The sequence below is a fragment of the Antrihabitans spumae genome (genome assembly GCF_043944905.1).
Taxonomy (GTDB): domain Bacteria; phylum Actinomycetota; class Actinomycetes; order Mycobacteriales; family Mycobacteriaceae; genus Antrihabitans; species Antrihabitans spumae.
On the sequence record NZ_JBIMSN010000008.1, the window covers coordinates 1 to 17,966 of the forward strand.

The following is a 17,966-nucleotide window of genomic DNA, read 5'->3' on the forward strand; positions in this document are numbered from 1 at the left end:
CCCTCGATAACCGTCGGACCGATCATCGCCAGATTGGCATGTGCGCGAACCCATTCCAAGCTCGACAAATAGGAGAACGTCGCTGCCGGGATCGACGACACCGCGACGTCGAAAGTGTCGAGAGTTTTCGCGACCGGGAACGCCGCGGTCTTGAGTCGGGTGGCGGCGTTGGAGGCATCACGAGCGGCGATCTCGGCTTCGATCAACGTGCGAAGCACCTCTTCGGGTGTCCAGCATTGAATCTTCGCTCGCGACAACACCTCCGGGGCGGTGCGGCGAATGGTGCCGAGTTTGAGCCGCCGCAACGCCGCATCCAGATCGGCCGGCAACGGCGGTGCCGCCGGTGGCGTTACCTGCGCGGTGGTGGTCATGGCATCGCCGTATCGGGGCTGAACTTGTAGGCATCCAACGACCGGGTCGCACTGGTGGGCAGGGCCAGGATCAGGGCGTCACCGGCGGGACGGGGGTGCGGGGTGCCGGCACCGGCGGCCAGGATCGAGCGGACGTCGGCGGCACGGAACCGTTTGAACGCCACCGCCCGCGCCAACGCACCGATCAACGCATCGGGCCCGTGCGCGGCACCGAGAGCGAGCAGGATCTCCAGTTCCGAGCCGAGGCGGGTGTTGCCGATCGCGGCAGCCCCGACGAGAAACGCTTCCGCATCGGGCCCGAGTCCACAGAACTGCTGCTCCACAGCCGTTTTCGGGCGCGGACCACGATCGGGTGCCGGCCGGGGTCGGTCGTAATGGTCGTCGTGGACCGACGCCGTGCCTGGTGCGGCCAGTTCATGATCGGCCACGACCTCCCCGGTGCCGGGTTGCACGATCAGCAACCGGCCACCGTCTTGGAGCAGGGTGACGGTGGTGCCGATCAGCCGGGTCGGCACCGAATACCGCGCCGAGGCGAACCGGACACAGGACAGGCGGTCGACCTTGCGGGTGACCGGTGCGGGTCCGATCTGCAAACGTAGCGACGGCAAGGGTTGCAACAGTTGACGTTCGGTGATCAGCCGTTCGTCGGGGATCGCCGCGATCTCCGAATGCACTCGGGCGTTGACCTCGGCACACCACGCCTGCGCTGCGGCGTTGGCGGTGTGGACGTCGACCGGTTTACCGGCGATGTCGGCGTCGGTGAGCAACGGGACGACGAGGTCGCGTTGGGCGTAGCCGACCAGGTTCTCCACGATGCCTTTCGATTGCGGGTCGTTGGCATGACAGAAGTCCGGGCGGAACCCGTAATGGGTTGCCAGACGGACGTATTCCGGTGTCGGGACGACGACGTTGGCGACCACACCGCCTTTGAGGCAGCCCATCCGATCAGCGAGTACTTTCAACGGGACACCACCGATCGCGTCCATTGCCGCGGCGATGAATCCGAGGGTGGTGGTCGCGCGTTCGTTGTCGGCGAAGCCGACGAACCGCCACCGAGAGAAGGCGAGTACGGCACAGAACAGGTGCAACCCGCCACCGACGGTGGCCCAGTCGATCACCAGGTACTCACCGGGGGTCCAGACTGCGGGGCGTCGTCCGCGGTGATGGTCTTTGCGCCACAACGCTTTCGCCTCCGCGACCAGGCGACGGAAGTTGCGGTCAGAGCCTTCGTAGCCGGCGGTCCGGGCGATCGGCAGCAACCGTTTCGCTGAGATTCTGCCGTTGGATTTGGCCACTCGCTCGGTGACGAGCTCGATCACGACGTCGTAGTTATGCGGCCGCTCGACGCGCTCAGTCGAGTCGTGACCGTGCTGTTCGGCTTCGAACCGTTCGACGACTCGCCTCACGGTCTTGTGGGTGGTGCCGCACAGATCGGCGGCCCCTCGATAGGTTCCGACTTCTCGATACGCGGAAATGATGTCCATGAATATGTAGGTGATCCACTCAATCGAACCCGAGGCTGTCGAGCCTCTGCTGAAGGAGTGCTTGATGGCCTGGATTCCGTGCCTTGTCCTTCCCACTGCCGACAACCGTTCGGCGTCGTTGGGTGATCCCGATGTCGATGACTATTTGCAGTTCGTTGCCGCACGTGCACGCCCGAATACGGTGCTGGCCAACGCCTACGACCTCAAGGTGTTCTTCACCGTCGTGCCCAAGGAGCCGTCGATGGTGACCACCCGGGATGTGCTGGAATTCTTGAAACACCAACGAGCCCCGCGCCGGGGTCCGACCGTGGTTCGACTCGAAGACGGTGAGGCCGGATTGGCGGCGCGGACAGTGAAACGCCGACTGACCTCCGTGTCCGGCCTGTTCTCCTATCTGATCGCCCGCGGCGACGCCGGCATCGCGGTCAACCCGGTGCCAGGTGGGCTCGCGAGCCGCCGCGCGACGACGCGAGGACGAGGTGTGCCGCTGGTGCGGACCCCGCGGACGTTGCCGCGAGTCCTCGGCCCCGCCGACGTCGACAGATTCCTCGCCGCGCTGCGCACCGCCCGAGACCGAGCCATGACACACGCCATGCTCCTCGGAGCCTTGCGACGCAGTGAGGTGCTCGGCCTGAGATTCGACGATATCCGGGTGGGTGAGAAGCGGCTGTTCGTCGCCGAAGGCAAGGGCGGACACCAACGACTGGTCCCGGTGTCCGCGACGTTCTTCACCGTTCTCGCCGACTACCTCGAGCACGAACGCCCGCCGACCAGCACCAACCGCGTGTTCGTCGTCCTCAAGGGGCCACGGCGCGGACACCCGTTGTCCACGGCCGGGCTCGACGAGATCATCCGCGGCGCATCGCACCGCAGCGGCGTCGCACTGACCTGCCACCAACTGCGCCACACCTGCCTGACCCGGTTGCGCGAGGCGGGCATGGCACTGGAAGCGGTCCAAGCCCAGGCTGGGCACCGGTCCATCGAATCCACCCGGATCTATCTGCACCTGGCCAACGGCTGGCTCGAAGCCGAATACCGCCACGCCATCACTGCTATCGACGCCACCGCGACGGACGCGCCGTGAACCACACCGCGACGCGCACGCCAGCTCAGCTGGCACACTGCTACGCCACATTCACCGCATCCTCCGCCGTCAAACGCCGTCGCGAAGCACGCGCGTTTCTCGCCGCGTTCGCCGACCCGGCCGGCTGGCAGCAGGCCCCACTGGCCGTCCAGCTCGCTGCCCAAGACTCGTGCGGACGGTTCGTAGCGTGGTTGATCGTCACCGCGCAACTGGCTCCGTCCGCCGATTACCTCTTGGCATGCCGCGGCCATTTGGCTGCCATCGGCGACCTCGTCCACCCCCAGCTCTCCGCCGAATTCGCCTTCACCGCAGACGCTCTCGGAGTTCCGGCCACGATCGCACGGCGTCAGTGGAGTGCACTGCTGTTGATCGCCGCGGTCTGCACTAGTTCGCCGACACGACTGAGCGCCACCCGCATCGCCGATGGACTCGCCCAGTGCACCCAAGCTGCTGCGCGTCTCGGCCAACGCCCCGTCCGGAACCTGTCGGCGAACGTGTTCGGCATGCAGACAGTGCTCTTCCACCTCGGGCACCTCGACACCCTTCCCTCCCGCGGCAACGGCCGCGGGGGACGCCGAGATGCGGACTGGCAGAACATCATCGACCACGCCCCCGTGCTCGCCGCGACCCTGCGCGACTACCTCGACCAACTGTCGGTTCGGCTCCGACCCAACTCGATCACGGCCATTGACACCTCCCTGCGGGCATTCGCCGGCTACCTCGTCGACCAGCACCCGGAGGTGAAAACGGTTGCCGCAGTTCGCCGCAACCACGTTCAGGCCTACAAAGCCTGGCTTGCCGCGCGCCCGGGAAACCGTGGGCCCACGATGGCGAATCAGACGATCCGCACTCGACTCGGAACACTGGCCGCGTTCTTCGACCGGCTCGACGAACTAGACATCTCCGATGCGCCGCGCCGTTCGCCGATCATGCGCCGCGATCTGCCGATCAAGGACGACCCGCTGCCACGGTTCATCGACGACGCCGCGGCGGCGAAGCTGCTCGTCGCCGTCCGCGCCCATCCCGATGTGTTCACCCGCACCGCCGTCGAACTACTCGCTCGCACCGGACTACGCAGCAGCGAACTTCTCGGGCTGACCATCAACGCAGTGGTGCAGATCGGCTCCTCGTTCTGGCTGCGGGTCCCGCTCGGCAAACTGCACACCGATCGCTACGTCCCCCTGCACCCGCAGGTCAAGACACTGCTCGATCAGTGGCTCACAGCCCGCGGTGAGACCGTCCGTTCCGATCTGTTGTTCATCGAAAAAGGACGTCGTATCAACGCATCTCGACTCAACACCGCACTGACCGCAGTGGCGTCGGCAGCCGGAATCGGGCACGTGACCCCTCATCAACTTCGTCACACCCTCGCCACGCAAGCCATCAACCGCGGCATGTCACTCGAATCGATCGCCGCTCTACTAGGGCATAAATCGCTCGCGATGACCCTCGTCTACGCGCGCATCGCCGACCGGACGGTGGCCGACGAATACTTCGCCGTCACCGAAAAGGTCGAAGCTCTCTACGACCAGCCGCACCAGCTGCCCGCCGAGGCCGAAGGCACCGAAATGGCGAAACTCCGGCGGGAGACGCACCGGCGGATGCTCGGCAACGGATACTGCGCTCGACCCGTCGACCTCGACTGCCACTTCGAATCGATCTGCGAGTCCTGCACCTTCTTCGTCACCACGATCGAATTCAAGCCGACACTCGAACGGCAACGCGACGACGCCCACGACAAGGGGCAAGTCGGACGAGAGAAGATCTTCGACGGCATCCTCAACAGGCTGGACGCGTCAGCCCCTTGACTTTCACCCGCATAACCATGCGGTCCCTCGCAGACTTCAATGGAAACTCCCTGGGCGGTGTGGTGTGTGGTTGGCACCTTCACCGTCACCGCCCAGGCCTCGAGCTCCCGTACGACACAACGAACACGGGTGGGGACTTTTATCTGGCCACCCGTGGGGACCTAGAACTGGCCACCAGTGGGGACTTTTTCATGGCCACGGACATACGCCCGTCGGGCCAGGTAGTCAGGTATCCGCAGGGCGCGTTTTCGTAGAGGTCCTCGATCGTCTCGTCGAGAAGGTCGTCCCGCGGTTCGCCCGGGATTCGGCGGTCCGCGGTCATCGCTTCCTGACGAACGAGGCAATCGCAGCCGCGGTTTCTTTCGGGTAGCTCAGGTGCGGGCAGTGCCCCGTTGCGTCCAGGGTGACGAGTTCGCTTCCGGCGATTTGCTGATGCACGTAGGCGCCGACCTCCGGTGGCGCCAAAGTGTCGTGCGCACAGTCGATCACGAGGGTCGGTAGCGACACCCGCGCGAGGTCGGCCCTGTTGTCGGACAGGAACGTCGCCCGCGCGAAGGCGCTCGCGCACGTCGGATCGGTTCGGCAGAAGCTGTCGTCGAGTTCGTCGTTCAGTTCGGGTCGGTCGGGTGTACCCATGATCTGCGGCGCCATCGCGTGCGACCAGCCGAGGTAGTTGCTGTCCAAAGACTCGAGAAGTTCGTCGATGTCGTCACGGGAAAAGCCGCCCCGGTAGCCGTCGTCGTCGATGTAGCGCGGGGACGGCGTAAGCAGGACGAGTTGCCGGAACAGACTCGGGTCCGCGCCGACGGCGAGCACGCCGATCATCGACGCCACCGAATGCCCGACGAATGTCACGTCCTGCAGATTCAACTCACGAACGATGTCGAGGACGTCCTCGGCGTAGCCGTTCAGCGTCGAGTAACGGTCGGTGTCCCATGCCGACGGATCGGCGGCGCCGGATCCGACGTGATCGAACAACACGATCCGAAAATGCGGCGCCAACTCCGCAGCAACCAGACGCCAGAGGTTCTGATCGCACCCGAAACCGTGCGCGAGCAGCACCGTCGGCCCAGTGGCGGACCCGGTGATCCTCACGTTGTTTCTGGCGCGCACATCCACAGGTCGATCCTGTCACCTATCTCCGAGAGTGGCGTCGAATGGTCGGCCGTCGGACTGCGCAACCGTCGCTGTCACTGCGCATAGTGTTCGGCGTGTTGGAGGCTGTGCGCAGTGTGATTGCGCGGTGCGCAGTCCACCCCTACCTCATGCGGTCGCGCCCAGCTCGCCTATCGCTGCGACGGGTACATCGCCATGCGGGTCGACCCACATCGCGACGCCGTCGATCAGCCGGGGGAGTAGCAGCTGCCAGCCTCGCGACGGCCACTGGATATCTTCGTAGCCGGCCAGCTCGGTTTGCGTCAGGTCAGCGATCCAGACGGTCGCTTCCGCTGCAGAGGCATCGAACGGCATGTCCTCACCGCGCTCGAACCCGCCGAATCCACCCTTGATTTTCCCGACCGCGACCCAGCCGATACTGACGAAGTAGTGCTCGTCAATTCTCAGTGTCCAGTGCAACGGGCTCAGATCGACGTCGCGTCCGTAGCGCAGATACTGCAGATCGCGCCCGACCGCTTCGAATGCACTGACCAATCCAGGTGGTGCATCTGTCGCGCCGATTGCGCTGTTCATCGGAAATCGCCAGTCGATGGAGTCGCCCTCGAACGGATTGGTCAGGGGCACAGAATGATCCGATCACGGTTCTGTGGGTCCACCCGCACGGACAGCGTCTCGCCAACTGCAAATCGTGGCCAATCCACCGGCGAGAGGTCGTAAACCACTCGCCCGCTGTAGGTTTCGGATCCTGGCACGGTGAGTGTGAGTTCCAGTTCGGTGAGCTCGGTCGCGTGGTCGGTCTGCCCGACGGAGTGTGCATCGTCGATCCGCGCCCAACCTTCGAGGCCGCGTTTGCGTAGCCGTCGGTCCTCGCGTGTCGGCCTGTTTGCCAACATCATCCCGACGCCGATCAGAAATCCGAAGAGCCCGAGGAGTCCGGCGATTTGATACGGCATCGTGCCTGGTGGGGTGTGTTCGATCAGCCATCCCGCCCAGACCGCGAGCAGGATTACATAGCAGGCGCTGATGCCGAGCACGGTGCGCAGTATTCGCTCGTGGTTCACGTGACCCTCCCCGTCAAGAATATGCCTGTTGTGGGCTGCCGTCGGCTGCCCGCGCCACGTACCGTCACTACCCAACGAGGGGGTGTGAATGAAGCGACGATCGATCGGCGTGATCCTCGTTGCACTCGTTCTCGTCAGCGGCTGCTCGGGCGACGGCTCCGGCGGCCTCCCCGACGCCCAATTGATGATCCGAAATGCCGGTTACGCAACGAAAAGCATCTCCAGCGCGCACCTCGCGGTGACGGCGGACGGTTCGGTCCCAGGCTTGTCGCTACAGCGCCTCGACGCCGATATCAGCCGCGAATCCAGCCCCGCCGCCTCCGCGGGGAGTGCAGTGACGGATCTCGGCACGATTGATTTCATCGAATCCGACGGTGTCCTGTTCGTGAAGGGACCGTCCGGTAAGTACGCACCCGCACCTGCAGGGGTGGCGCTACCGAGTCCAGCCGCCATGCTCGATCCCGAACGTGGCATCAGCCAACTGTTTTCGACGCTCGAAGCCCCGACGACATTCGCCAAAACGGAACTCGACGGGGTTGCTGCTTTCGAGCTGAGGGGCAATGTCCCGCAAACGACGCTCGCGGCCATCCTGCCAGATGCGGCATCGGGCGCCGAGTTCACCGTGTGGTTGCGAGTGCGCGCACCGCATGTGCCGTTGCGCACGATCTTGACGTTTCCCGCAGGTGGCGCGCTCGAGTTCGTCGTCTCCGATGTCAACAAACCGGTGTCGATAGCGCCCCCGACATGAGGACCGATATGGACGAAACTGGCTTGGCCCCAACGGATGTAGCGATCGATGTGACCGACCTGGTTGTCGTGCGAGGCCGAAAGCGCGTGCTGGACACCGTCGGCTTCACCGTTGGTAAGGGCAGTGTGACGGGACTGCTCGGACCGAGTGGTTCCGGCAAGACAACCCTGCTGCGCGCGATCGTCGGCGTCCAGAAGATCACGTCCGGGTCGGTCATCGTCCTCGGTGACGACGCGGGATCCAAGCGCCTACGTCGTGAGGTCGGGTACGTCACGCAGTCGCCGTCCGTATACGGCGATCTCACCATCGCCCAGAACGCGCGCTACTTTGCGCGCAATTACGGCGCGGGTGCCGCAGTCGCCGATACCGCCGTCGCCAATGTCGGGCTCGCAGACATTGCAGGACAGCTGGTCGACACCCTGTCGGGCGGTCAACGCGCACGGGTGTCGCTCGCCTGCGCGTTGGTTGCGCAGCCCGCGCTGCTGGTGTTGGACGAGCCGACCGTGGGACTCGATCCGGTACTGCGCCGCGACCTGTGGCAGCAGTTCCACGACTTGGCGGACGCGGGAACGACGCTGCTGATCTCGAGCCACGTCATGGACGAAGCCGACCGCTGCGACCGGTTGCTCCTGCTCCGCGAAGGCAAACTACTTGCCGACGAGACGCCGGCTCAACTGCTCGAGTCGACGGGCGCCCGCAATTTGGAAGACGCATTTCTCGAACTCATTCTTGCCCAGGACGAGGTGTCGGCATGAGTGTCAGGATCACGTTGAACACTGTCGGCCGCGTGCTGACCCAGATCTGGCACGACCGACGCACACTCGCAGTACTCCTACTGGTCCCGTGCATGCTGCTGACGCTGCTGCGCTTCATCTTCGACGGCAGACCCGACATCTTCGATCAGATCGGCCTCATGCTGCTCGGCATCTTTCCGTTCGTGTCGATGTTCCTGGTCACGAGCGTCGCGATGCTGCGGGAGCGGGTGAGTGGCACGCTCGAACGGCTGCTGAGTACGCCCGTGCAGAAGCTCGACCTGCTCTTCGGCTACGGGATCGCCTTCGCGCTTGTTGCCATAATCCAGGCCAGTGTGGCGTCTGCTGTCACGTACGGACTGCTCGGTCTGCGCTCGCAGGGCAGCGTTGCGGTTGTGATTCTGATCGCAGCGTCCACAGCTGTACTCGGCTCGTCGACGGGTCTGCTCACGAGTGCGTTCGCGAAGTCGGAGTTCCAGGCGCTGCAGTTCATGCCCGCGATCGTTGTGCCGCAAATTCTGCTCTGCGGACTCATTTGGCCACGTGAGGAGATGTCCGGCGCCCTACAGGCCCTGAGCAACGTCATGCCGTTGCGCTACGCGGCCGAGGCCCTTCGTGAGGTGGAAACCTACCCGTTGCCGACCGATCTGATGTGGCGCGACCTCGCCGTCATCGTGGTATTTGCGCTGCTCCTGATCGCAGGCGGTGCCGCGACCCTGCGCCGACGTACGGCGTGAGGCCGCGAGCAAATACCCTTGGCACATGAGTAAACCGACCGTGTTCATCACCGGCGCTGCCGCAGGCATCGGCCGCGCGACAGCTTTGCGGTTCGCGAAAGAGGGCTATCTCGTCGGTCTGTACGACGTCGACGAGCCGGGCTTGCGCAAGGTTCGCGACGAAATCACCACTGCGGGTGGCAGCGCATACGCGGGCTTGATGAACGTCGCAGACCCGAAGAACTGGCAGTCCGCGCTCGACGATTTCTGGACCGCACACCAACGGCTCGACATCCTGATCAACAACGCAGGAGTGCTCACCGCGGGACCGTTCGAAGAGATGGACCCGTCGGTGCATCTGCGCATGATCGACATCAACTTTGCAGGCGTCGTCTATGGCACCCGCGCCGCGTTCCCGTATCTGCGCGACACCGAGGGTGCCCAGGTCGTCAACCTCTGCTCGGCGTCGGCAATCTACGGCCAGCCGGAGCTCGCGACCTACGGCGCTACCAAGGCCGCGGTGAAGAGCATCACCGAGGCGCTCGACCTCGAATGGCGCAAACACAACATCCGTGTCATCGCGATGTGGCCGCTCTTCGTGCAAACCGCGATGGTCGACGGCGTCGAAACCGGATCGACGAAGTCGCTCGGCATCCGACTCACGGCCGAGGACGTCGGCAACGAAATCTGGAGCGTCACGCGCAACCGCAGTTGGTTGCCCGGCGTCCACTATGCGGTCGGCATCCAGGCAAAGGCCTTGGCCATCGCGGCGAAATACTCGCCCGACTTCGTTGTCAGAACTATCAACCGCGTACTGACGCGCAGCTGATGGCGGACGCGGATCGGACCGACGGCGAACGTGACCCGGAACTCGGACCGACCGAATGGGGTGAGAACCCGAACGGGGTCGGGCCGTGGGCGCTCGAACACGGCACTCCGCTACCGACCGATCCGTACTACGACGCCGAACTTCTCGAAAACGGGGATCGGCGCAACGTCGTCGACGCCTACCGCTACTGGACCCGCGAAGCAGTCGTCGCAGATATCGACGCCCGCCGGCACCCGTTTCACGTCGCGATCGAAAATTTCGCCCACGACGCCAACATCGGGACAGTTGTTCGCACCGCCAACGCGTTCGCCGCCGCGGCAGTGCACATCGTCGGCCGCCGTCGGTGGAATCGTCGCGGTGCCATGGTCACCGACCGCTACCAGCACATCGAACATCATGCCGACGTAGCAGCGCTGCTGAATTTTGCTCGTGACAAAGGACTTTCGGTCGTTGCGGTCGACAACACACCGGGTTCGATTCCGCTGGAGACGGCGGATCTACCACGTGACTGCATCCTGCTGTTCGGGCAGGAAGGCCCGGGCGTCACCTCCGACGCTCGCGACGCCGCCGCGATGACGGTGTCGATCGCGCAATTCGGTTCGACGCGAAGCATCAATGCCGGTGTCGCGGCTGGCATTGCGATGCACGCGTGGATAAGGCAACATGCCGATCTTGGCACCGCCTGGTAGCCGTTGCGGCAAGATCGAGTCATGAATGCGCAGCTGTGGGGAGACCGTGCGGATGCGGCCGAGGCGGCCGTCGTCGCTCGACACCTGCGCCGGGTGTGGGCTCTCCCGTTCACCAAACTCGGAGTCGTCGCGTATCCGGCAGTGCCGAAGGAGCGGATCGCCTGGTTGCCATGGCACTACTGGTGGCAGGCGCATCTCATCGATTGCGCGATCGATGCAGCCGAACGTGATGTGACGCCGCGTCGACTCAAGCGAGTCGAGAAGCTGTTTCGCTCGCATCGCCTGCGCAATACGACCGGCTGGACCAACACCTTCTACGACGATATGGCGTGGCTCGGCCTTGCACTCGAGCGTGCTGAACGCAATCTGCTCATCGATCACCGCGGTCCGATCGCGACGCTGGAAGCGGAGTTGTACGACTCCTGGGCGCCGGAGCAGGGCGGCGGCATTCCGTGGTGCAAGGGTTCCGACTTCTACAACGCACCAGCGAACGGTCCCGCGGGGATCATGTTGGCGCGCACCGGAAAGATCTGGCGCGCACAGGAAATGGCGGACTGGATCGATACGACACTGCGTGATCCCGAATCCGGCTTGATCTTCGACGGTATTCGTCCGGCACGCACCGAACGCAAGATGGAACGCACCTTCTATACCTATTGCCAAGGGGTCACGCTCGGGTTGGAGACGGAACTCGCTGTGCAGGTTGGCGATCCGCGACACAGCGCTCGAGTGCACGCTCTCGTCGATGCCGTCGAACGTGGAATGACCACCGGCGGAGTGATTTTCGGTGTCGGTGGCGGCGACGGTGGCTTGTTCTCCGGAATTCTCGCCAGATACCTTGCCTTCGTTGCGACGACGCTGCCGGGTGCTGCGCCGCTCGACAGGGCAGCGCGAGCCAAAGCTGCTGCGATTGTCACGACATCTGCGACGGCAGCATGGGACAACAAACACGATCACGAAGGGCTACCCGTGTTCGGTCCGGATTGGTCGGTCCCAGCACAGGTTCCGGGTGTCGGTGACGCGATAGCAAGGTTCACCGATGGTGCGGTCGGGTCGTCCTCGATTCCCGAGCGTGACTTCTCCGTCCAGCTGAGCGGGTGGATGGTCTTGGAAGCTGCTGCGCGAGTGGAACGCAATAATTCACCGATCTAGGGCAGTTCCGATCACGACAACGTAAATGGTGTTGCTCCCACCGCTTCGGCGGTGGAATCTCCCCATGACCTCATTTCGCAACACACCCCGTCGTCGAGGACGCCGTGGTGTTGCACTCGTTCTCGCAGCGCTCGCGGCATCCGCAACCGTTCTGACCGGTTGCGCAGGCGAAGAAGCCCCGGAAAACGCGCTCGCGTCCGACGCGGCACTGCCGACCGAAATCCCGCCAGGCACCAAGCTTGTGATCGCCGATCAGACCGAGCGTCAGCAGCGGTTCTTGCGCGCATCCGGCGAGCTCGACAAGTTGCCGTTCGAATACGAATTTGCCAACTTCGTCGGTGGACCCGCTGTTCTGGAGGCTTTCCGTGCCGGAGCGGCCGATGTCGCCTATGTCGGCGACACCCCGCCGATTCAGGCACTTGTTGCGGGGCAGGACGTTCCGATCATCGCGGCACTGCAGTCCGATCCGAACAGCATCCGCCTCGCTGTTGCGCCGGGCAAGTCCGTCACCAAGCTGTCGGACCTGAAGGGCACCAAGATCGCCTACGCCGAGGGCACCGCTCAGCAGGCAGTTGTGCTGCGTGCATTGGACCAGGCCGGGTTGGCTCCGTCGGACGTCGAATTGATCCGATTGCAACTCGCCGAGTTCCCCGACGCGATCCGCACCGGTCAGGTGGACGTTGCTCCGCTGAACGAACCGAACCTGACTCGGTACCTGCGTAACGACGGCGCGTCTGTGATCCCGATCGAAGAGTCGGACGGAACCTCGACTGGTTTGAGTTTCCTCTACGCGCGTCGTGAGGCATTGCAGGATCCTGCGAAAGCTGCGGCGCTGCAGGCCTACGTCGCCGCATACATTCGGTCCATTCAATGGGCGAACACGCATCCGGATTCCTGGCTGCAGTCCTACTACGTGCAGAACCAGAAGCTGGAGCCCGAAGATGGTCAGCGCATTGTGGATTCGTTGGGCACCTACACTTTCCCGCATCTGGATCAGGCGATTGTCGACCGCCAGCAGCAGACGATCGACGTGATCGACAACGCAGGTGAACTGCCCAAGAAGGTCAAGGCCGCCGACGGCTTCGACCTCAGGTTCGACGACGTGATCACCAAGACCGTCAACGAGTCGGGCGCGAGCTTCGAAAGGACGGCCAGCTGATGGCCGTCCAGTCGCTGAATCGTCCGGTTGCGCGTCGACGACCCGACGTTGTCCAGTCTCCGGGGTCGACGCGGGTCGACAGCAGCGACCCGCTGCTCGGCAAGCGAAAAGTGAAGGCGCGCAGACTCGGACCGGGACGCGCGATCCCGTTCGGTGCGGCGATAGGCCCGGCACTGCTGCTGACAGCGTGGATCATCACCTCGGCCACCGGGGTGCTCGATCCGCAGACCCTGCCTGCTCCGTCGACCGTGGTTCAGGCCGCGCACGACCTGATCGCCGACGGACGGCTGCAGAGCAACTTGCTGACATCGGTTCAGAGAGCTGGCATTTCACTGGTACTCGGTGTGCTGATCGGTGTGGTGCTTGCGCTGATTTCCGGACTGAGCCGGATCGGCGAGGCGATCGTCGACGGACCCATTCAGATCAAGCGTGCGATCCCGACGTTGGCGTTGATCCCACTGTTCATCGTGTGGTTCGGCATCGGCGAGTCGATGAAGATCATCGTGATCACGACAAGTGTGCTCATTCCGGTCTACATCAATACACACGCTCATCTGCGTGGTGTCGATGCGCGCCACGTGGAACTTGCCGAAACCGTCGGCCTTTCGCGTCTGCAATTCATCCGTCGCGTTGCGCTGCCGGGTTCGCTGCCGGGGTTCTTCACCGGATTGCGAATGGCAGTCACGATTTCGTGGCTCGCGCTGGTGGTCGTCGAGCAGGTCAACGCCACGAGCGGGATCGGCTATCTGATGACCCAAGCTCGGCTGTATGGCCAGATCGACATCATCGTCGTCGGACTCGTCGTGTACGCACTGTTCGGCCTCTTCAGCGACATCGGAGTGCGCGCGATCGAAAGGAGGGCGTTGTCATGGCGCCAATCACTGGGGGACTGAGTGAATCGGTAGTGCGGACAAAGGATTTGAGCAGGGGCTTCGACGGTCGGGCTGTGCTTCGTGGCGTCGACATCGAGATTGCTCGTGGCGAATTCGTCGCGCTGCTCGGTCGCAGCGGATCGGGCAAGAGCACGCTGCTGCGCGCATTGGCGGAGCTCGATTACGACGTTCCAGGGTCCGGCGCACTCGACGTTCCCGCGAACAGGTCAGTGGTGTTCCAGGATTCACGACTGCTGCCGTGGGCGAGGGTGCTGGACAACGTGATTCTCGGACTCGGCGGTCCGAACGCCCACGAGCGCGGCAAGATTGCGCTTGCCGAGGTAGGCCTTGCCAGCCGTGAAAAGGCCTGGCCGAAAGAGCTTTCCGGTGGCGAGCAGCAACGCGTAGCGCTTGCGCGGTCACTCGTGCGCGAGCCGGAACTTTTGCTCGCCGACGAACCGTTCGGCGCGCTCGATGCGTTGACTCGGATCAAGATGCACGTGCTACTTCAAGAACTGTGCGAGCGGCATCGGCCCGCAGTGCTGCTCGTGACGCATGACGTCGACGAAGCAGTGCTGCTTGCCGATCGTGTCCTCGTGCTCGACGAAGGTTCGATCGCGCTCGACCTGCGAATCGAACTCGACCGTCCACGCACACATCGTGATCCGGAGTTCATCGAACTTCGCGAAATCCTTCTGACCAGCCTCGGCGTCGAACGCGAACCCGTGGCGGCGACCGCATGAACTCCGAAAGGGCATCGATATGACCGACCAGAAACGTCAGCTGAGCCTCAACGCCTTCATCTACCCGTCCGGTCACCACGAAGCAGCGTGGCGGCACCCGGCCAGTCGACCGGACCGCATCTACGACGTCACGTACTACCAGGAAATCGGCCGAACCGCGGAAGCCGCAAAGTTCGACGCGGTGTTCTTCGCCGACGGCCCAGCGTTGCGTACGAATGTGAAGTACAACGCGGCTCCCGGTCTGGAGCCGATCACTCTGCTCACTGCGATCGCCGCCGCTACAACACATCTCGGACTCATTGCGACGGCATCAACAACGTACTACGAGCCGTACAACCTCGCACGACTGTTCTCGTCGTTGGACCACATCTCGGGAGGTCGGGCGGGCTGGAACATCGTGACCACCGGAACCGATTTGGCCGCAGCCAATTTCGGACTTTCCGAACATCCGGTCCATGCCGAGCGTTACTCGCGTGCGCGGGAGTTCGTCGACGCTGTCGGCGCGCTGTGGGACAGCTGGGAGGACGACGCGATCATCCTCGATCAGAAGTCGGGTATCTACGCCGACCCTGGCAAGATTCACGAAATCAACTATGTTGGAAGGCATCTGCGTGTCCGTGGTCCGTTCAACTCCGCTCGCACGCCGCAGGGCCACCCTGTGCTCGTGCAGGCGGGCGCGTCCAACGACGGCAGGTCGTTCGCGGGTCAGTATGCCGAGGCGATCTTCACGGCACATCAGCGCCTCGAAGATGCCCAGACTTTCTATACCGACATCAAAAAGCGAGTTGCTACCTTCGGGCGTAGTCCCGACCACGTCAAAATTCTGCCAGGCATCAGTCCGTTCATCGGGGACACCGAGGCCGAAGCCAAGGCGCTCGAGCGTGAGTTCAACGAACTGACCGTTCCCGAATACGGACTCGCTCAGCTGCAGGGAATCGTCGGCAAGGACCTCCGCAGCCTCCCGTTGGACGACACCGTTCCGCTCGAATTGTTCAGTGATGCAGGCAATGTCACGGATAACGCCCGCAGTCGGCTGCAGGTTGTCGCAGGTATCGTCGAGCGCGAGCGACCAACCGTGCGCGGATTGCTGCATCGCCTTGCCGGTGCTCGCGGGCACCGGGTGTTCGCGGGTACTCCCGAGCAGGTCGCAGACACCATCGAAACGTGGTTCACCAGCGGTGCCGCGGACGGCTTCAACGTGATGCCGCCGTACTACCCGGGCGGACTCGAGGTCTTCACGGAGACCGTTGTACCGATCCTGCAGGAGCGCGGACTCTTCCGAACGGAGTACACCGGCACAACCCTGCGCGACCACTTCGGTCTTCCTCGCCCGGAGAGTCGGTTCGCCGGCGGGATCGCAGCAGCTCAGTGATCAGCCGCGTACCCGTCGCGTTGTGCGAGCGGTGACGGCCACAGCAGACCCCGACTGTTCGAAGGAGACCCACCCGCACGTTCGCCTGCGGGACATGACGTTGCAGGTGTTCGTTCCTGCCGCGGTCTACGGGCTCGGTCAGGGTGCGGCGGCCCCGATCTTCGCGTTGAAGGCTCTCGAACTCGGTGCGTCGGCAGCGATCGCGGGCGTGATCGTCGCACTGTCGGGACTCGGAATGGTGTTGGGCGATCTGCCTGCCGGACGGACCGTCGCGCGGATCGGTGAGCGGTGGTCCGTCGCGATCGGGTCGGTCCTCGGGGCGGTCGGTGTCGTGCTGTGCATCTGTGCCTGGAACGTCGCAGTGCTCGGTGTCGGCATGCTGCTGATGGGGGTCGCCAACGCGGTATGGGGGCTTGCCAGGCAGTCCTACGTCGTCTCGTCGGTGCGTCCGGTTGACCTGGGTCGGGCGTTGTCGACCATGGCGGGGTCCATGCGTCTCGGCTTCTTCCTCGGGCCGTTCATCGGTGCGGTCGTGGTGCACTGGTCGGGCCTCACGGGTGGGCTGTGGGTTCAACTCGTTGCGACGCTCGTCGCCGGTGGGTTGATGGTTTCCCTACCCGATCGCGGCCCGCCCGCAAGTAGTGATCGGGTCGGGAGGTCGCTGACCTCCGTGCTGGTCGAGCATCGAAAACTGTTGAGCACCTTGGGTTCCGGAGCACTTTTGATGGGTGCCGCTCGGGCCTCGCGTACAGCGCTGCTGCCTTTGTGGGCTGCACACATCGGAATGAGTGCGGCCGCGACGAGCGTCATCTTCGGGATCAGCGGTGCGGTCGACGTGCTGTTGTCCTATCCGGCTGGTGTGGCGATGGACCGCTACGGTCGGCGTGCGGTCGCGGTGCCGTCGATGGGGTTCTTCGCGGTCGGCTATGCGGCGCTTCCGTTGTCGTCGAACGCAATTGCGGTCGGCGCGGTCGCAGTTTCACTTGGCGTCGCCAACGGGTTGAGCAACGGCGTCATCATGACGATCGGGGCAGACTCTGCGCCGTCCGGCCATCGCGCCGAGTTCCTCGGGGCATGGCGTCTCACCCACGACATCGGCATGTTCACAGGTCCGATCGTGGTCGGTGTAATCAGCGGGGTCGCTGTGCTCGGTGCGGCGGCGGTCGCACTCGGTGCGCTGTCAGGGCTCGGCGCTGCTGCGATGCACCGGTGGGTCTCTGACCCGAACCGCGCGGACTAAGCGACGAGGTTGGCTGCGGCCCAACGCATATGGTTTCGGACGGCGTCGAATGCGGCATCGGGTCGACCGCTTTCGATTGCGTCCACGATCTCGTGGTGTCGGTCGGCGTCCATGTTTCCTACTGCTCTGTCGCGTCCGGCGTACATGATCGACATGCGGATCGATCCTTCGAGGTTGGTCCACGAATGTAGGAGGGTCTCGTTGTCCGCTGACCGACAGAGGAGGCGATGAAAGTCGAGGTCGGCTTCGATGCGGTCGTCGAGCGTCTCATCTTTCGGTGCTTGATTCATTCGGTCCAGGGCTGATCTCAGGGATGCAACGATGCTGGAGCGTTCGGAGTGGTCTGCAGCGGTCGACGCCGCAAGACCCTCCAGCGCGGCGCGGACCGAGAAGATGTCTTCGATCTCTTTCGTGTCTAGGTGTCGAACGTGAAGTCGTCCTCGTGCGCCGGTGACCACCAGGCCCTCTTGCTGTAGCTGGCGCAGAGCTTCGCGCAGAGTCCCTCTGCTGATTCCCAGGCGTTCGGACAGTTCTGTCTCGACAAGAGCGCTGCGCGGACGCAGCTCCCCGCTGGTGATAGCAGTGCGCAACGCGGTGACTGCCTGCTCACGAAGGTTGGTCCGCTGCAATCCGAGAAGCGTGCCGACTTGCTCCGCCATGGAGGCCCCTTTCGCCGAGGGCGTCGGGGTGACGCCGCCGCAGACAGTCAACGGTTGCCTGTTGACAGTGAGTGTACGGGTGCCCGTTCGGGGCGAACGCGCATGCCGACG

At 64.0% G+C, this 17,966-nt stretch carries 19 protein-coding genes; 13 read left to right on the plus strand and 6 right to left on the minus strand.

Features of this window, described 5'->3' with window-relative positions; genetic code table 11:
- Window positions 1-371: ATP-binding protein (locus ACHIRB_RS01810; protein WP_395127592.1), on the minus strand; the 371-nt coding region annotated here is incomplete at its 3' end.
- The gene (gene istA / locus ACHIRB_RS01815) at window positions 368-1,855 is read right to left on the minus strand and encodes an IS21 family transposase (RefSeq protein WP_395123937.1); all 1,488 of its coding nucleotides are present in this window, start codon (window positions 1,853-1,855) and stop codon (window positions 368-370) included. The genes ACHIRB_RS01810 and istA, both read right to left, overlap by 4 nt.
- Before the next feature lie 64 nt (window positions 1,856-1,919).
- On the opposite strand from istA, the gene ACHIRB_RS01820 reads away from it, so the two are divergent.
- Together ACHIRB_RS01820 and ACHIRB_RS01825 are read left to right on the plus strand one after the other, a co-directional pair.
- A complete protein-coding gene (locus ACHIRB_RS01820) occupies window positions 1,920-2,939 on the plus strand; it encodes a tyrosine-type recombinase/integrase (RefSeq protein WP_395123936.1) in 1,020 nt (339 codons plus the stop codon).
- Window positions 2,936-4,747: a tyrosine-type recombinase/integrase gene (locus ACHIRB_RS01825; RefSeq protein WP_395123935.1), complete on the plus strand. Its 1,812-nt coding sequence runs from the start codon at window positions 2,936-2,938 to the stop codon at window positions 4,745-4,747. Before ACHIRB_RS01820 ends, ACHIRB_RS01825 begins: the two co-directional genes overlap by 4 nt.
- Window positions 4,748-5,065: 318 nt before the next feature.
- On the opposite strand, the gene ACHIRB_RS01830 is transcribed toward ACHIRB_RS01825, so the two are convergent.
- The 3 genes from ACHIRB_RS01830 to ACHIRB_RS01840 form a co-directional block, all read right to left on the minus strand.
- The gene (locus tag ACHIRB_RS01830; protein ID WP_199704273.1) at window positions 5,066-5,866 is read right to left on the minus strand and encodes an alpha/beta fold hydrolase; all 801 of its coding nucleotides are present in this window, start codon (window positions 5,864-5,866) and stop codon (window positions 5,066-5,068) included.
- A gap of 144 nt (window positions 5,867-6,010) precedes the next feature.
- Entirely contained in the window at window positions 6,011-6,487 is a 477-nt protein-coding gene (locus ACHIRB_RS01835; protein WP_395113965.1) for a hypothetical protein, read from the minus strand.
- The gene (locus tag ACHIRB_RS01840; RefSeq protein WP_395123934.1) at window positions 6,478-6,924 is read right to left on the minus strand and encodes a hypothetical protein; all 447 of its coding nucleotides are present in this window, start codon (window positions 6,922-6,924) and stop codon (window positions 6,478-6,480) included. Before ACHIRB_RS01840 ends, ACHIRB_RS01835 begins: the two co-directional genes overlap by 10 nt.
- An 88-nt stretch (window positions 6,925-7,012) precedes the next feature.
- Here ACHIRB_RS01840 and ACHIRB_RS01845 point away from each other — a divergent pair, with 88 nt between their 5' ends.
- The 11 genes from ACHIRB_RS01845 to ACHIRB_RS01895 all read left to right on the plus strand — a co-directional run bounded on the left by ACHIRB_RS01845 (window position 7,013) and on the right by ACHIRB_RS01895 (window position 17,196).
- Complete coding sequence (locus tag ACHIRB_RS01845; RefSeq protein ID WP_395123933.1) at window positions 7,013-7,672, plus strand: LppX_LprAFG lipoprotein; 660 nt, start codon at window positions 7,013-7,015, stop codon at window positions 7,670-7,672.
- An 8-nt stretch (window positions 7,673-7,680) separates the two neighbouring features.
- On the plus strand, window positions 7,681-8,427 hold the full coding sequence (locus tag ACHIRB_RS01850) for an ABC transporter ATP-binding protein (protein ID WP_199704278.1): 747 nt from the start codon (window positions 7,681-7,683) through the stop codon (window positions 8,425-8,427).
- Window positions 8,424-9,161: an ABC transporter permease gene (locus tag ACHIRB_RS01855; protein WP_199704279.1), complete on the plus strand. Its 738-nt coding sequence runs from the start codon at window positions 8,424-8,426 to the stop codon at window positions 9,159-9,161. The genes ACHIRB_RS01850 and ACHIRB_RS01855 overlap by 4 nt, the downstream gene beginning before the upstream one ends.
- Before the next feature lie 25 nt (window positions 9,162-9,186).
- Window positions 9,187-9,969, plus strand: coding sequence for an SDR family oxidoreductase (locus ACHIRB_RS01860; RefSeq protein ID WP_199704280.1), 783 nt, complete (start codon window positions 9,187-9,189; stop codon window positions 9,967-9,969).
- A complete protein-coding gene (locus ACHIRB_RS01865) occupies window positions 9,969-10,658 on the plus strand; it encodes a TrmH family RNA methyltransferase (protein ID WP_199704281.1) in 690 nt (229 codons plus the stop codon). The genes ACHIRB_RS01860 and ACHIRB_RS01865 overlap by 1 nt, the downstream gene beginning before the upstream one ends.
- Window positions 10,659-10,679: 21 nt before the next feature.
- Complete coding sequence (locus ACHIRB_RS01870; protein WP_395113958.1) at window positions 10,680-11,810, plus strand: glycoside hydrolase family 76 protein; 1,131 nt, start codon at window positions 10,680-10,682, stop codon at window positions 11,808-11,810.
- A gap of 64 nt (window positions 11,811-11,874) precedes the next feature.
- Window positions 11,875-12,969, plus strand: a complete 1,095-nt coding sequence (locus ACHIRB_RS01875) for an ABC transporter substrate-binding protein (protein WP_395123932.1) — start codon at window positions 11,875-11,877, stop codon at window positions 12,967-12,969.
- Window positions 12,969-13,862, plus strand: coding sequence for an ABC transporter permease (locus ACHIRB_RS01880; RefSeq protein WP_395123931.1), 894 nt, complete (start codon window positions 12,969-12,971; stop codon window positions 13,860-13,862). The genes ACHIRB_RS01875 and ACHIRB_RS01880 overlap by 1 nt, the downstream gene beginning before the upstream one ends.
- A complete protein-coding gene (locus ACHIRB_RS01885; protein ID WP_395113954.1) occupies window positions 13,838-14,584 on the plus strand; it encodes an ABC transporter ATP-binding protein in 747 nt (248 codons plus the stop codon). Before ACHIRB_RS01880 ends, ACHIRB_RS01885 begins: the two co-directional genes overlap by 25 nt.
- A 19-nt stretch (window positions 14,585-14,603) precedes the next feature.
- On the plus strand, window positions 14,604-15,956 hold the full coding sequence (locus ACHIRB_RS01890; RefSeq protein WP_395113953.1) for an LLM class flavin-dependent oxidoreductase: 1,353 nt from the start codon (window positions 14,604-14,606) through the stop codon (window positions 15,954-15,956).
- 31 nt (window positions 15,957-15,987) lie between these two features.
- Complete coding sequence (locus ACHIRB_RS01895) at window positions 15,988-17,196, plus strand: MFS transporter (RefSeq protein WP_395113952.1); 1,209 nt, start codon at window positions 15,988-15,990, stop codon at window positions 17,194-17,196.
- Here the strand turns inward: ACHIRB_RS01895 and ACHIRB_RS01900 are convergent.
- Window positions 17,193-17,855 carry a GntR family transcriptional regulator gene (locus ACHIRB_RS01900; RefSeq protein ID WP_395113951.1) on the minus strand — a complete coding sequence of 221 codons (663 nt, stop codon included), beginning with the start codon at window positions 17,853-17,855 and terminating at the stop codon, window positions 17,193-17,195. The two genes, ACHIRB_RS01895 and ACHIRB_RS01900, sit on opposite strands and share 4 nt — an antisense overlap.
- Window positions 17,856-17,966 lie beyond the last annotated feature (111 nt).